The sequence below is a fragment of the Collimonas sp. OK607 genome (assembly GCF_900111995.1).
In the GTDB taxonomy this organism is placed as follows: domain Bacteria; phylum Pseudomonadota; class Gammaproteobacteria; order Burkholderiales; family Burkholderiaceae_D; genus Collimonas.
The window spans coordinates 21,505-35,221 of record NZ_FOKF01000012.1; the positions used below are offsets into that span (position 1 = coordinate 21,505).

The 13,717-nt window shown below is 56.3% G+C and carries 12 protein-coding genes; 5 read left to right on the forward strand and 7 right to left on the reverse strand.

Translation table 11 applies throughout. The features are described 5' to 3' along the window. Positions 1 to 119: 119 nt before the first annotated feature. The 5 genes from BM029_RS10440 to BM029_RS10460 all read left to right on the forward strand — a co-directional run bounded on the left by BM029_RS10440 (position 120) and on the right by BM029_RS10460 (position 5,910). Entirely contained in the window at positions 120 to 881 is a 762-nt protein-coding gene (locus BM029_RS10440; protein WP_139217227.1) for a c-type cytochrome, read from the forward strand. Positions 882 to 897: 16 nt separating this feature from the next. Continuing rightward, entirely contained in the window at positions 898 to 2,196 is a 1,299-nt protein-coding gene (locus tag BM029_RS10445; RefSeq protein ID WP_092435668.1) for a c-type cytochrome, read from the forward strand. Between the two features lie 94 nt (positions 2,197 to 2,290). Then, the gene (locus tag BM029_RS10450; RefSeq protein ID WP_092435671.1) at positions 2,291 to 2,509 is read left to right on the forward strand and encodes a DUF2970 domain-containing protein; all 219 of its coding nucleotides are present in this window, start codon (positions 2,291 to 2,293) and stop codon (positions 2,507 to 2,509) included. A 93-nt stretch (positions 2,510 to 2,602) separates the two neighbouring features. Continuing rightward, positions 2,603 to 4,039 carry an aminotransferase-like domain-containing protein gene (locus BM029_RS10455; protein WP_092435673.1) on the forward strand — a complete coding sequence of 479 codons (1,437 nt, stop codon included), beginning with the start codon at positions 2,603 to 2,605 and terminating at the stop codon, positions 4,037 to 4,039. A gap of 137 nt (positions 4,040 to 4,176) precedes the next feature. Next, a complete protein-coding gene (locus tag BM029_RS10460) occupies positions 4,177 to 5,910 on the forward strand; it encodes a nitrite/sulfite reductase (protein ID WP_092435676.1) in 1,734 nt (577 codons plus the stop codon). A 175-nt stretch (positions 5,911 to 6,085) separates the two neighbouring features. On the opposite strand, the gene BM029_RS10465 is transcribed toward BM029_RS10460, so the two are convergent. From BM029_RS10465 to BM029_RS10495, 7 genes are all read right to left on the reverse strand, one after another. Next, positions 6,086 to 7,228, reverse strand: coding sequence for an ABC transporter substrate-binding protein (locus BM029_RS10465; RefSeq protein ID WP_092435679.1), 1,143 nt, complete (start codon positions 7,226 to 7,228; stop codon positions 6,086 to 6,088). 607 nt (positions 7,229 to 7,835) lie between these two features. Continuing rightward, positions 7,836 to 8,924, reverse strand: coding sequence for a porin (locus tag BM029_RS10470; RefSeq protein WP_092435682.1), 1,089 nt, complete (start codon positions 8,922 to 8,924; stop codon positions 7,836 to 7,838). Between the two features lie 89 nt (positions 8,925 to 9,013). Next, positions 9,014 to 9,715 carry an ABC transporter ATP-binding protein gene (locus BM029_RS10475; protein WP_092435685.1) on the reverse strand — a complete coding sequence of 234 codons (702 nt, stop codon included), beginning with the start codon at positions 9,713 to 9,715 and terminating at the stop codon, positions 9,014 to 9,016. An 8-nt stretch (positions 9,716 to 9,723) separates the two neighbouring features. Continuing rightward, positions 9,724 to 10,497 (reverse strand): ABC transporter ATP-binding protein, encoded by a 774-nt coding sequence (locus BM029_RS10480; RefSeq protein WP_092435688.1) that lies wholly within the window; start codon positions 10,495 to 10,497, stop codon positions 9,724 to 9,726. After that, on the reverse strand, positions 10,487 to 11,548 hold the full coding sequence (locus BM029_RS10485; protein WP_092435691.1) for a branched-chain amino acid ABC transporter permease: 1,062 nt from the start codon (positions 11,546 to 11,548) through the stop codon (positions 10,487 to 10,489). The genes BM029_RS10480 and BM029_RS10485 overlap by 11 nt, the downstream gene beginning before the upstream one ends. A gap of 3 nt (positions 11,549 to 11,551) precedes the next feature. After that, positions 11,552 to 12,424 (reverse strand): branched-chain amino acid ABC transporter permease, encoded by an 873-nt coding sequence (locus tag BM029_RS10490; protein WP_092435693.1) that lies wholly within the window; start codon positions 12,422 to 12,424, stop codon positions 11,552 to 11,554. 107 nt (positions 12,425 to 12,531) lie between these two features. After that, positions 12,532 to 13,707 carry an ABC transporter substrate-binding protein gene (locus BM029_RS10495; protein WP_092435695.1) on the reverse strand — a complete coding sequence of 392 codons (1,176 nt, stop codon included), beginning with the start codon at positions 13,705 to 13,707 and terminating at the stop codon, positions 12,532 to 12,534. Positions 13,708 to 13,717 lie beyond the last annotated feature (10 nt).

Consider the following 13,717-nt stretch of genomic DNA (forward strand, 5'->3'; position numbering starts at 1 on the left):
TTTTTATTGCCAGACTTGGTTACTCTGCGGGAATCGCCACCAGTCCCGCAGTGGGAGAAACACGAATGTCTGGATTTCACGTCACTGAATTTGCCCGCGCTCCGTCCGGTGTGTCCGGTATGCAATCTGAAGAAGCGCGTTTCAAATTTGGAATTCCATGCCTGCACAAGCTGATTCGACGCTCAAGGTTCCTGGTCTTTCTGGCCGTGGCCTTGTTTGCCGGCACTGCCCATACGGCAGAGGTCGACGCCGGCACGGTTCCCGATACCATCAAGCAGCGCCTCACCGCATGTACCGCCTGCCATGGCGAACAAGGGCGCGCCACCAACGATGGCTACTACCCGCGCATCGCCGGCAAACCGGCAGGCTATCTCTACAACCAGTTGCATAATTTTCGCGAAGGACGCCGTCGGTATCCGATGATGACCTATCTGGTCGATCACCTGTCCGACACCTATCTGCAGGAAATCGCCCAGTATTTCGCAGATCAGCATCCGCCTTACCCGGCACCGCAACCGTTCGATCAGTCGAGCGCAACCCGCGAGCGTGGTGAAATCCTGGTCAACAAGGGTGATCCTGGCAAGAAGATTCTAGCCTGTATCGCCTGCCATGGCAGCGCCATGACAGGCGTCATGCCGGCGACCCCGGGTTTGCTTGGCCTGCCGCGCGATTACCTGGTCGGACAGATAGGCGCATGGAAAAACGGCGCACGGCACGCCAAGGCGCCCGATTGCATGGCGCAGGTTGTGCAACGCTTGAGTGCAGAGGATATCGGTGCGGTGTCGGCATGGCTGGCTGCGCAGCCGGTCCCAGCCGACGCCGTCGCAGTTGCTCCAACCTCGGTCAAATTGCCGCTCGCTTGCGGCAGTGTCCCCAACTGATGAAGCGGAGCCAAGAATGAAACGGATATTCATGTGGGCAGCCGGCGCTCTTGTGTTGCTGATCGCGGCGGCAGTCGGGGTAGTGGCAATGCTCAACGTCGACGATCGCGGCGAGCAGCCGCCGGCGGCTTCTGCTGCAGCAGTTGCAACTGCGGAGCAGATTGCGCACGGCGCCTATCTGGTGCGTACGGGTGATTGCATGGCTTGCCATACAGCGCGCGGCGGCAAGGAACTGGCGGGAGGGCGCGCGATACAGACGCCGTTCGGCGCCGTCTATTCGCCGAATGTCACACCGGACAAGGAAACCGGTATAGGCACCTGGTCGGCCGATGATTTCTGGCGCGCGCTGCATAACGGTAAATCGAAAGACGGCAGCTTGCTGTACCCGGCTTTCCCGTACACGAACTACACCAAGGTCACGCGTGCCGATGCCGATGCGATGTTTGCCTATTTGCAGAGCGTGCCGCCGGTACAGCAAAAGAATCTGGAACACGGTTTGCGTTTTCCCTATAACAACCGGTTCCTGCTCTATGGCTGGCGCGCCCTGTATTTCCGGCCTGGCGTGTATCAGCCTGAGACGCAGCAATCGGTCGAGTGGAATCGTGGCGCTTACCTGGTGCAAGGGCTGGGCCACTGCAGTGCTTGCCACACCACTCGCAATGCACTCGGCGGCAGCGATCTGAAAGCGGAGCTGGGAGGGGGCTTGATCCCGGTGGTGAACTGGTATGCGCCGTCGCTGACATCGGATGAAGAAATCGGTCTTGGCGACTGGGATATCCAGCACATCAGCGCATTGCTGAAAGACGGCGTCTCGCCGCGCGGCACAGTGTTGGGGCCGATGGCGGAGGTGGTGGGCGCCAGCTTGCAGCATCTGAGCGATGCGGATGTCCGCGCGATGGCGGTTTACCTGAAATCGTTGCCGCGCCAGAAGGAAGCGCCGGCAGAAAAAGAGCGCGCCAGTCCTGACCAGGTGGCAAGCGCGCTGGATCTGGGCCAGAAGATCTACAAGAACCATTGCGTGGATTGCCACCAGGCTTCCGGCAAAGGCGTATGGCCGGCTTACCCGCCGCTGGCAAGCAATCACGCGATCACCATGTCGGCGCCGGTGAATGCGATCAGGGTGGTGTTGAACGGCGGCTTTGCACCGAGTACGGCTGCCAATCCGCGCCCTTACGGCATGCCGCCATACGGTCCGACGCTGACCGATAGCGAAGTGGCTGCGGTCGTCTCGTATATCCGCAACAGCTGGGGTAACAAGGCGCCGATTGTGAGCGCATCAGAAGTTAGCCGCTATCGCTCGGTGCCGTTGGATTAGCTCCGAGGTTTTCGAGTCGGCGGAGTGGCATCAGGTAGAGTAGGCATGCCTACTGGGTGCAGTGCCGCATTATTCGTGTTTTGAAAGGTCGATCATGCGTAAATCAAATCTGGACGAATCAGGGAAGCGCTCCTTCTTTGCCACCTTGGGTGCAGTATTCTGGTCCTTCGTCGGTCTGCGCCGCAGGGCGGACTATGAAAAAGACGCTACATCGTTCAATCCCGCGTACGTGATCGGCGCAGCCCTGGTCGGTGTGGCATTGCTTATTGCGGCCTTGCTTGTCATCGTCAAGATGGTGGTTGCGGGCGGATAGGCGCCTGGAGAGCTCAGGCTTGATCTTTTGAATTAATATGCACGTAAGAAAGATACGGCAATGCGGCATGGGCCGCCCGTACTCTTCACCACTATGAAACGTTACGAAGCTCTGGCGCACGAAATATCGCAATCGATACTGGATGGAGTGTTGCTACCCGGCGACCGGTTGCCGTCGGTGCGCCAGGCCAGCAGCAGTCGAGAGGTCAGCCCCTCAACCGTGTTCCAGGCGTATTACCTGCTGGAAGCGCAAGGCTTGATTGTGGCCCGGGAGCGGTCGGGCTATTACGTGGCGGCTAGCGCAAGGCAATTGCCGCCGGAGCCGGAAACCATGTCGTTGCCGGATCAGGACTCGGTACAGCCCGATACCAGCGAGCGCGTGTTTGAAGTGCTCGAAACCACGATGACCAGAGATGTGGTGCCGCTCGGCTCGGCTTTCCCGAGCCCCTTGCTGTTTCCGATGAAACGGCTGGCGCGCATGATGTCGGTCAGCGTGCAAAATCTCGATCCGTGGAGCTCGGTGGACGATCTCACGCCCGGTAACGCCCGGCTGCGCAGGCAAATCGCGTTGCGTTATCTGATTGATGGCCTGCATATCCACACCGACGATATCGTGGTCACCAACGGCGCACTGGAGGCGCTTAATCTGTGTCTGATGGCGGTGACGCGTCCCGGCGACGCAGTATTGGTGGAATCGCCTACTTTCTATGCTGCCTTGCAGTCGATCGAGCGCAATGGCTTGCGGGCGATCGAAGTGCCGACGCATCCGCGCGAAGGCATCGATCTGGCGGCGATGGAACGAGCGCTGGAGCGCTACCAGCCTGCTGCATGCTGGCTGATGACTAATTTCCAGAATCCGCTGGGTAGCCTGATGTCCGATGAAAAGAAACAAGCGCTGGTCAAATTGCTGGCGCGTTACCAGGTGCCGCTGATTGAGGACGACGTATATGGCGAGCTGTACTTTGGCGATAGGCGGCCGACACCGGCCAAGGCTTTCGATACCGAAGGCTTGGTGATGCACTGTTCATCGTTTTCCAAATGCTTGGCGCCAGGTTATCGCGTCGGCTGGACCGCTCCCGGTCGCTTTGCGCGCGCCGTGGCACGCCATAAGCTGACCACCACGCTGACTACGTCGGCCCCGGTTCAAGGGGCGCTGGCGCTCTATCTGGAGAAAGGCGGCTACGATCGCCATCTGCGTCAGTTGCGGCAAGCGCTGGCTGCGCAACAAGTGGTGTTCATGGAAGCAGTGGCGCGCCATTTTCCGCAAGGGACTCGGGTGACCCGTCCCAAGGGCGGTTATTTCCTGTGGCTGGAGTTGCCGGACGGCGTGGACGCGCTACGTGTACACAAGCATGCGCTGTCGCAGGGCATCAGCGTCGCGCCCGGGCCGATCTTTTCCGCGCAGCCGGCCTTCGGCAACTGCCTGCGCCTGAATTACGGCCACCTTTGGGATGCCCGCGTCGAGGCTGCGCTGGCGACACTGGGACGTATCGTTGCCGGCGAGATGACGCGCCAGACAATGCAGCCGTAAAATTCTGCAGCCGTATCGCTGATACGGTTTTTTTTGCATGCCCTGATGCTGTTCTGGCGGCCTGGTCTGGTGTACCTTGAGCATACTTCTCAATGCGCTTGCGGCTTGCTGCAAGGCTTCATCAAAAAGGATGCTCCATGTACATTTATGACGAGGTCGATCAGACTCTGGTTGAACAGCGGGTGACCCAGTTCAAGGATCAGACCAGGCGTTTTCTGGCAGGGCAACTGAGTGAGGATGAGTTTCGCGTCCTGCGCCTGCAAAATGGCTTGTACATCCAGCGCCATGCGCCGATGCTGCGGGTGGCGATTCCTTACGGCATGCTGGTATCGACGCAGTTGCGCATGCTGGCCCACGTTGCGCGGCGTTGGGATAAGGGCTACGGCCATTTCAGCACGCGCCAGAATATGCAGTTCAACTGGCCGCGCCTGGAAGATGTGCCGCAGATATTGGCTGAACTGGCGACGGTACAGATGCATGCGATCCAGACCAGCGGAAATTGTATTCGTAATACGACAACGGACCATTTCGCCGGCGTCGCACCGGATGAGCTGGTGAATCCGTTGATCTGGTGCGAAATCATCCGGCAATGGTCGATGTTGCATCCCGAGTTCGCATTCTTGCCGCGCAAATTCAAGATTGCCGTCAGCGGCGCCCGCACCGACCGGGCGGCGGTCGGCGTGCACGATATCGGTTTGCAGGCGGCGGTGCAGGATAATGTGATCGGTTTTCGCGTATGGGTGGGCGGCGGCATGGGGCGTACGCCGATTGCCGGCAAGTTAATCAATTCTTTCGTGGCCTGGCCTGATCTGCTGACCTATCTGCAAGCGATACTGCGGGTCTACAACTTGCACGGCCGGCGCGACAACAAATACAAGGCACGGATTAAGATACTGGTGAAAGATCTGAGCCCGGAAGTGTTTGCACAGCAGGTAGATGAGCAATGGCAAGTGATCCGCGGCGGTCCGGATACGGTCGGAGAGGCCTTCGTCGCTGGCGTCGCGGGACGCTTCACCTGGCCGCGCTATGAGGACAGCGCTGTCGGTGAGGTTGACGTCAGCGCCGGCTATGCAGCGACCAACCAAGCCTTCGCGCGTTGGCTAAAAACCAACGTCCATCCGCATAAAATGGCAGGCTACGCCGCGGTAACCGTTTCGCTGAAAGCAACCGGCGTGCCACCGGGCGATATCACGGCAGATCAAATGGATGCTGTGGCCGATCTGGCCGAATCCTATAGTTTCAGCGAACTACGGGTGTCGCACGAACAAAACCTGATTCTGACCGATGTGCGCCGGCGAGACTTGTTTGCGCTTTGGCAGCAACTCAATATTCTCAATCTGGCGACGCCGAATATCGGTTTGATAACTAATATCATCGCTTGCCCCGGTGGCGATTTCTGCGCTCTCGCCAATGCCGTTTCGATACCGGTCGCGGCGGCCATACAGCGTCGTTTCGACGATCTTGACTATGTGCATGACATCGGTGAACTGGATCTCAATTTATCCGGCTGCATCAATGCCTGCGGCCATCACCATATAGGGCACATCGGCATCCTCGGCGTCGACAAGGCGGGCGAGGAATGGTATCAGATCACGATAGGCGGCCGTCAGAACGGCGGCGCGCGACTGGCGACCGACGTTGAATCCGGGCGCGATGGCGGCGTAGCAATAGGGCGCATCATCGGCCCGTCGTTCGCCCGCGATCAGGTTCCCGACGTCGTGCATCGTCTGATAGAAACTTATCTACAATTGCGTCACGGCGAAGCGGAGCGCTTCATCGACGTCGTTGACCGTGTCGGGATAGAGCCGTTCAAGCAGGACGTTTACGGCGATCCTCGCTTTGCCAAGACGGTAATGCTCGCTGGGGGGTAACTGAAAAAGGCCGTGTCGCAGGAGGGAAACGGAGCCCCAATGGGACAGGTCCTGTATCCGAAGCGCTTTTTGCAGGATTGCCGCTCTGCTCACTGATGGCGAAAGTGCCGTCCAGATATAGCCAACCAAGGCAATACAAATCGCAGGCGGCATCCATGAGCTGCGGCACACTGGATCAGTGGACGAGATAACCGGATTTATTGATGAGAGTCATATCGACCAGAGTGCTGCCGTGTTTGCCGTTTGCGCTGTAATTCACTTCAAAATCGCCAATGTCGAACTTGCCGAGCGAATTGAGGCTGGCGAGGAGAGACGTACGGGTCAGGTTGGAACTCGCCCTCTTAATGCCTTCGTAAAGAATGCGCGCGCCGAGATAGCCCTCCAGTGTCAGATGGGATACCTGTTCCTTCGGTGCGTACCTCTTCATGTCGGCTAGATATTGTCGTACGCTACGGTTGCCGGCGTCAGTCGGCAGCGGCAAGGCCTGCGAAATGATGACACCATTGGCATTTTGGACACCCGACATCCGGATGATATCGTCCGCGCTGCTGCTCGACATCAAGTAAATCGTCACGCGCTGGCCGATCTTCTCACGCATGGCATCGATAACGGCCGGTCCGATGCTACCGGGGCCGAATACGACGCACATGTCGGGTGAACTGATGAGTGCCTTGCCTACAGCCTTGAGTACGTTTTGTTTCATTTGCCCGGTGTCGGACACCGGAGCGATGGCGATACTGTCGAGTAGTTGCCTGCCGTCTTCCTCCATGCCGATCGCCAGCTCTTTGGTGAGGTCCGCGGCAAGCGGCGTATCAAGGTGCAGAAAGACCGCTCGTTTGCGAAGGATGGTGCGCGAGTGCTTGACGATCTGCCGCAACTCGTCGATGTAGCTGGCACGCACCGGGAACACATTGGGCGCTCCCAGCAACACCGGCAAGCCGCTGATCGGCCCGACCAGGGCCATGTCGTTGGCGGTCAGCGTACCGCTTTTGATCAGCTCCGCGAGGTTGGCGGTACCGACAGTCGCGAACAGTGCCAACGATTTCGATCCGCTGATCGTCTCTTTAACCAGACTGACGGTTTGCGGAGGAATGAAGTGGTCGTCGCGGACATCCAAGACAACCTTGCGTCCATTGACGCCGCCACTGGCATTGATCCTGGCGAAGAAAGCTTCAAATCCGACGGCCGCACCCTTGGCATTTTCTCGTGAGACAGGATGGGTCGCAGATGCGACCTGCGTAATAACAATGTCATCCGCGCCTGCCGCGACACTGGCGGAGAGGCTGAACAACGCGATAAAGAATGCTTTTGAAAACATGACGCTCCTCTTGTCTTGATAGATTACGGCTCGCTGGCGCTGCCGCGATACAGCATTGAAACGGTATTGAAATTCGGCCGGACAACGTTACCCGCATTTTTCAAAATCGAAAGCATGATAAATCCCACTCAGAGCTGTTTTGAGATTACCCGGCAAGGTATTGATTCAACGAAGTTCTGGCGCTTTGGCGGTCCGGTACCCCACCCCGGTGACGATGCGTTGATGCATCTGCGTAGTGGTGGCCACTGCTTGGAAACACCAAAGACCATCCGATGTGACCGTGGCTGATTGGCATCCTTCAGACTCGCTTTGCCCTGGTGGACGAAGAACTGAAAGTCGGGCGACGCTCGATTGCTGTACACGGTAAGCGGTGCATCCGACACGGTATTGGCCGCACCGAGAATATAGGCGAACAAGCCAGCCGCGTTACCAGCCTCCAGATGGAAAAAGAGTTTTTACCGGTCATGCTGAAAAGCTCGCAGGGATCGCCGGTGCTGCGACTTTGACTAACTGCATGCCACCGCGGGTAGATCTTTTGATTCGTCTCTCCGGATTCAAATATCCGGAGAGACAGGCCCAGACCAAAACGCTCTGACCTTATGCGTTCTTAGAACGCGTGGCGAACGCCGGTCATGACGCCAACCTGATTCAATCCGACGCCAACGGTACCGCCTGCATCTAGCGGGATCGCGGCCGAACCTGCATTCCGAATATAGCCAAACGAGGTATACAACGCTGTGCGTTTCGACAGGCTATAAGTTACGCGTGCCACCGCCAGGGTTGAGACTTTGTTAGTATCTTTGACACTCAGGCGCGAAATCTGGGCATCCAGCACCAAACTAGCGGAAAACGGATAGCTGGCACCGAGGAAATACAGATCGGAATGCGTGTCGCTTGCAGTTTTTATCTTGCGATCAACCAGGCCGGCGCCGATCTTTGTCTGGCCCAGCATGAAATACCCATTCAGCGAAATACGCTGATCGCTGAAGCTGCTGCTGGTCAGACCTGCAGCGGCACCAGGGCCGCCATAAAGAATATCGTAGGCGGTTGTTATACCGAACGATGTGGTGTCATACGCAAGCAGGCCGGTCATCTGACGACAAGCTTTCGAATTTCCAGCGATTTCGCCAGGGCAGCCCGTGGCTGACGGGCCGCCGGCAGCAGAGGCGTCGCGTCCAAAGCTATAGGTTGCGCCAACCGTAAAATTCGAGAATGTGCCGAGGTAACCGATTGCATTGTCGCTACGGGCATTAGGCAAATAAAGATCCAAGCTGTTAATGGAAAAAATATTTGGCCCCACCACGTCTGCTTTAAGCACCGAGAGATAAGTCATGTTGAGAATACGTCCCAACGTGAAGGTGCCATAAGAACTCTTCAGCCCTACATACGATTGGCGTCCGAACAGGCGATTACCTTGCCCCATGCCGCCAGCGTCCGGTGTGAAACCGCTTTCCAAAACGAACAATGCCTGCAAACCGCCGCCCAGATCCTCGCTGCCTTTGAAGCCGATTCGAGATGGCAGCGATCCGGTCAGCGACGGCATCTTGACTACCGAGTCGCCAGCCGCGTTGGCGTGGGTTACGTATGCAACGCCGGTATCGATGATCCCATATACTGTTACTTGCGATTGCGCTAGCACTGCCGTCGAGCAAAGCATTGTTGAAACTGCTGCTGCACCACATATTAATTTTTTCATGAACTTGTCTCCTCCATGTTTCAAAACGATTTTTTTATTTCCTGCTTTTTACAAAATTCAATGATTCAAACTCTGCCTCCTTATTTTTATTAAACTCCCAGAAATCTTTTGAGTGCGTCAGATGAATGTGCTAACTCGGACGATTCACCAGCCATCACTATTCGCCCTTTTTCCATGACTACCGCCGAATCGGTGTTGTTTAATACAGCTTTGTAATTTCTGTCCACTATCAGCGTACTGATTCCGGTTCTACGAATTTCACCAATGACACGCCATATTTCCTGGACTATCAAAGGTGCTAGACCTTCGGTCGCTTCATCAAGAATCATTAGTTCTGGGTTTGTCATCAAAGCGCGACCGATAGCCACCATCTGTTGCTCGCCACCTGACAATTGTTGCCCACCGTGCTCAAGCCGTTCCTTCAGACGCGGGAAGGTTGACAGTACACGGTCGTAAGTCCAGTCTTGCCGACCGTTGACGCCAGGACGGGCACTCATGATCAGGTTTTCACGCACCGAAAGATTCGGAAATATGCCGCGCCCTTCGGGTACATAGCCGATGCCTAAACGCGCCATTCGCTCTGGTGTCGATCCGGTCACATTACGCCGATGCCAATCCACTTGACCGGATGCTGTAGGCACGTAACCCATCAGCGTGCGGATCAAGGTGGTTTTACCCATGCCGTTGCGGCCTAGCAAACCTACTGCCTTGCCGACCGGTATATGTAAATCGACACCTTGCAAAATATGGCTGTCACCGTAGTAGGTGTTAATTGATTTGATCTGGAGCATAGGTCGTCTCAGGTTATAGGGGATTCGCCTAGGTAGGCCACCTGCACATCGTGATTGTTGCGGATCCTCTCCGGCAAATCGCTGGCGATGACTTGACCATTGACCATCACGGTAATTTTGTCGGCGACGCGGAACACGGCATCCATATCGTGCTCGACGAGCAATACCGCGTGCGTTTGTTTGACCCGTTCCAGCATCGATAGCATGCGTTCGCTTTCCTCGGCACCCATGCCGGCCAACGGCTCGTCCAGCAGCAATACACGTGGCCGTGTTGCGAGACACATGGCGATCTCAAGTTGGCGCTTTTGGCCGTGGCTCATGCTGCCAGCGATTTTTTCGGCGGCGCTGCTCAAACCAGCAACCTCCAGTACCTCGCGCGCGGCGCTCATGCTGTGCGTGCATGCACCTGCCGCTTGCCACAATCGCCACGGATATTGTGCTGCGGCCTGTGCGGTCAAACGGCAGTTTTCAAGTACGGTAAAGGTTGGAAATATCGTGGTACGTTGATAGCTGCGGCCGATACCGGCGCGGGCGCGCCGGGCTTGCGGCCACCTGGTCGTGTCGATACCGTCAAGCCGGATCGTGCCGCCTGATACGCCTGTTTCACCAGACAACATGTTGATCAGCGTAGACTTACCGGCGCCATTAGTGCCGATTACGGCATGCAATTGGCCGATATGTAGATCGATCGATACGTTATTGACCGCCACGAGACCGCCAAAACGACGCGACAGTGATTCTGCTTGTAACAGCGGACGCGAGATAGGTGGATTATTGTCCATTACCAGACTCCAGTTTAGGGGCGGCGGTGGAAGAATGCCCGATCGAGGAGGGTAAATTTCTGCGCCGGCTCAAACCGATCAAACCGTTTGGTAAGGTGGCGACAAAAAATATCATCGTCAATCCCAGCGTCATCTGCCAGCTATGCGCCATTTGGCCAAAGATTGCTTCGGATGAATAAAATTCCTTCAGCAAGATAAATGCCGCGGCACCAAGGATCGCGCCGCGCAAGCTGCCTAAGCCACCCAGAATAATCATCAGAAGTACCGCGCCGGATTCATGCCACGACAACAGCTCAGGATTGACAGCGCCATTTTTTGCGGCGATCAAAAATCCGGCCAGACCTGCCAGCATCGCGGCGATGACAAATGCGGCCAGTTTGTAGCCATATGTAGCGTAACCGGCCGCACGCATGCGCTGCTCATTGGTTCGGATGCCAGCGAGTGCGTGACCGAAACGGGAGCGCTGTATCATCACTAGCAACGCATAGGTTGCCGCCAGGCCGCCGACGGCGAGAAAATACATATGACGCGGCTTTTCAAGATCAAGCAGAGTGAAATCGCCAACGCTTAAAGTTGGCCGGAAATTCAGGAATATGCCATCGCTACCGCCGCCGATGGCGGTGTCGTGAAATATGAAATAAGCCATTTGCGCAAACGCCAGCGTCACCATGATGAAGTACACGCCCTTGGTACGCAGACTGAGTACGCCGACGAAGAGTGCATAACATCCGGCACCGAGCATCGTCAGTGGTAACAACCAGGCGATCGAGGATGCCGAAGAATCGGACGATGCCAGTACGGTGATGTAAGCGGCAGTGCCAAAGAACGCGGCATGCCCAAGGCTGATCAGGCCGGTGGTGCCGACCAACAATTCCAAGCTTAGCGCGAAAATTGCGTAAATCACGATCTTCAGCACCAGGTCTTGCAGATAAGACGACAAAAACATCGGCAGTGCGGCGAGTACGACCGCCGTAATTACCGGTAACAACCAGTGACTAGTGATTCTGTGAGGACCCAGGATGACTGGTTTTGGTAGAGGTGATATGGTCATGATTCAATATCCTTTGCTTTTCAGTCCTTCTGGACGCCATATCAGAATCAATGCCATCAGCACGTACACGCTGAGACCGCTGAGCTGAGCAAAAAATACTTTGCCGAATGTGTCGACAAAGCCCACCAGCAATGACGCAATCAAGGCCCCCGAAATAGAGCCGATGCCGCCGATCACGACAACGACGAAACAGATAATCAGGACTTGCCCTCCCATACCGGGATAAACGGAAGACATGGGAGCGGCAATCATGCCGGCCAACGCAGCGAGCGCTACGCCGGCCGCAAACACAATGCGGTATAACAACTTGATATTGATCCCGAGACCGCGCACCATGTCACGGTTACTGGCGCCGGCCCGTACCATCATGCCTAGCCGTGTGCGGTTGACGACAAAATACAGGCCGATCGCAACCATCAGGCAGGCGGCTGAAGCGAACAGGCTGTATACCGGGTAGCTCATCAAGTCGCCAAGCTGGACGCTGCCGGATAACCACTCTGGTGCTTTGACGCCATGCACTTCGTTGCCGACCAGCAGGCTGCGCGCCTCCTCGAATACCAGAATCAGCGAATAGGTCATCAACACCTGCTGCAGGTGATTGCGCTGATACAGGTAACTGAAAAACAGCCATTCCAGAATGAACCCGAACACGGCGGCCAGCAGAATCCCCGCCAGCAGTTGCAGTAAAAACTGATCACCAAAAAAAGGCGCCAATCCAAACGCCAGGTACGCGCCAATCATGTAGAAGCTGCCATGCGCCAGATTGATTACACCCATGATGCCGAAAATCAGGGTCAGGCCACTTGCCACCAGAAAAAGCAGCAAGCCATATTGCACAGCGTTCAAACACTGCGCCAGAAACGTAGAGATATCCATGGTGGTTCCAGGTAGCAAAAGGAGCGATGCGAACGCCAGTACGCGAGTGCGCTATGGGCATGAGCGGCAACTGCTAGGCTGCCACCCATGCCCATGCTGCCAAAACACTACAATCGGCAGCCCTTGGCCGGATCGGCCAGTGCTTTGATGGCAACACCCCTGAGCTCGTTGTTATTGGCTTTTACCTGACGCAGATAAATGTCCTGAACCGGATTATGCGCGGCTGACAAAGTAAATTTTCCGCGCGGGCTATCGATCTGCGCTGCCTCCATGCCGGCGATGACTTTGTCCTTATTCTTGATGTCACCGCTCGCCGCTTTCAGACCTGCCGCCAGCATTTGCGCGGCGTCGTAGCCCTGTACTGCATACACATCGGCATTCACCTTATAGGCTTTGGCAAAGCTGAGACGAAATGCGTTGTCGCGCGGCGTATTCAAATTGTCGGCGTAGTGCAGGGTGGTAAACATTCCCTGGGCTGCGTCGCCTTGCGCCTCCAGTGTACCGTCCGTCAGGAAGCCGGGGCCGTACAACGGAATAGTTTTGTTCAAGCCGGCTGCCGCATAGTCCTTGACGAACTTCACTGCACCTCCACCGGCAAAAAAGGCATAGACTGCATCCGGCTTCTGCGCTGCAATTTGTGTCAGCAATGCCTGGAATTCGACATTCGGAAACGGTAGCGTCATGTTTTGCGTCACTTTGCCGCCTGCCTTCTCGAATCCCTCGACGAAGGCTTGTACCGACTCATTGCCGAAGGCGTAGTTCCAAGTAATCGTCACTATCTTTTTGTGCCCGCGCTCCGCGGCAACCTTGCCCATTGCAAAACCGGACTGCCAGCTGGAAAACGAACTACGGAAAATGTTTTTCGCGCACATTGCACCGGTGATCGCATTTGCGCCAGCATTGGGAACAATCAACAACGTACCGGTTTCCTTGGCAACTTTGGCCATGCCAAGTGCAACACCTGAATGGACTGTGCCGACCAGCACATCGACCTGGTCCCGCTTGATTAACTTGTTAACATTATCGCTCGCTTTTGATGGGTCGGATTCATCATCGACCTTGAAATATTGTATTTCCCGTCCAGCTAGCTTGCCGCCCTGTTCCGAGACATACAGCTTAAAACCGTTTTCGATCATCGTGCCGAGACTGGCATAGGTGCCTGTCGCTGGCAGCATCAGGCCGACCTTGACTGGCGCCGTTTGCGCATTAACGTGGCCGGCAAGAAATACTGTTGCCGCGGTGACGGCGACAGCGAGTCGGGTGAGGGGGAAATTGGTTTGCATTTTGTCTCCT

Bases quoted from the DNA above. Each gene is read 5' to 3' on its own strand.
- BM029_RS10440 (WP_139217227.1), top strand. From the start codon at position 120: ATGCAATCTGAAGAAGCGCGTTTCAAATTTGGAATTCCATGCCTGCAC.
- BM029_RS10445 (WP_092435668.1), top strand. From the start codon at position 898: ATGAAACGGATATTCATGTGGGCAGCCGGCGCTCTTGTGTTGCTGATC.
- BM029_RS10450 (WP_092435671.1), top strand. From the start codon at position 2,291: ATGCGTAAATCAAATCTGGACGAATCAGGGAAGCGCTCCTTCTTTGCC.
- BM029_RS10455 (WP_092435673.1), top strand. From the start codon at position 2,603: ATGAAACGTTACGAAGCTCTGGCGCACGAAATATCGCAATCGATACTG.
- BM029_RS10460 (WP_092435676.1), top strand. From the start codon at position 4,177: ATGTACATTTATGACGAGGTCGATCAGACTCTGGTTGAACAGCGGGTG.
- BM029_RS10465 (WP_092435679.1), bottom strand. From the start codon at position 7,228: ATGTTTTCAAAAGCATTCTTTATCGCGTTGTTCAGCCTCTCCGCCAGT.
- BM029_RS10470 (WP_092435682.1), bottom strand. From the start codon at position 8,924: ATGAAAAAATTAATATGTGGTGCAGCAGCAGTTTCAACAATGCTTTGC.
- BM029_RS10475 (WP_092435685.1), bottom strand. From the start codon at position 9,715: ATGCTCCAGATCAAATCAATTAACACCTACTACGGTGACAGCCATATT.
- BM029_RS10480 (WP_092435688.1), bottom strand. From the start codon at position 10,497: ATGGACAATAATCCACCTATCTCGCGTCCGCTGTTACAAGCAGAATCA.
- BM029_RS10485 (WP_092435691.1), bottom strand. From the start codon at position 11,548: ATGACCATATCACCTCTACCAAAACCAGTCATCCTGGGTCCTCACAGA.
- BM029_RS10490 (WP_092435693.1), bottom strand. From the start codon at position 12,424: ATGGATATCTCTACGTTTCTGGCGCAGTGTTTGAACGCTGTGCAATAT.
- BM029_RS10495 (WP_092435695.1), bottom strand. From the start codon at position 13,707: ATGCAAACCAATTTCCCCCTCACCCGACTCGCTGTCGCCGTCACCGCG.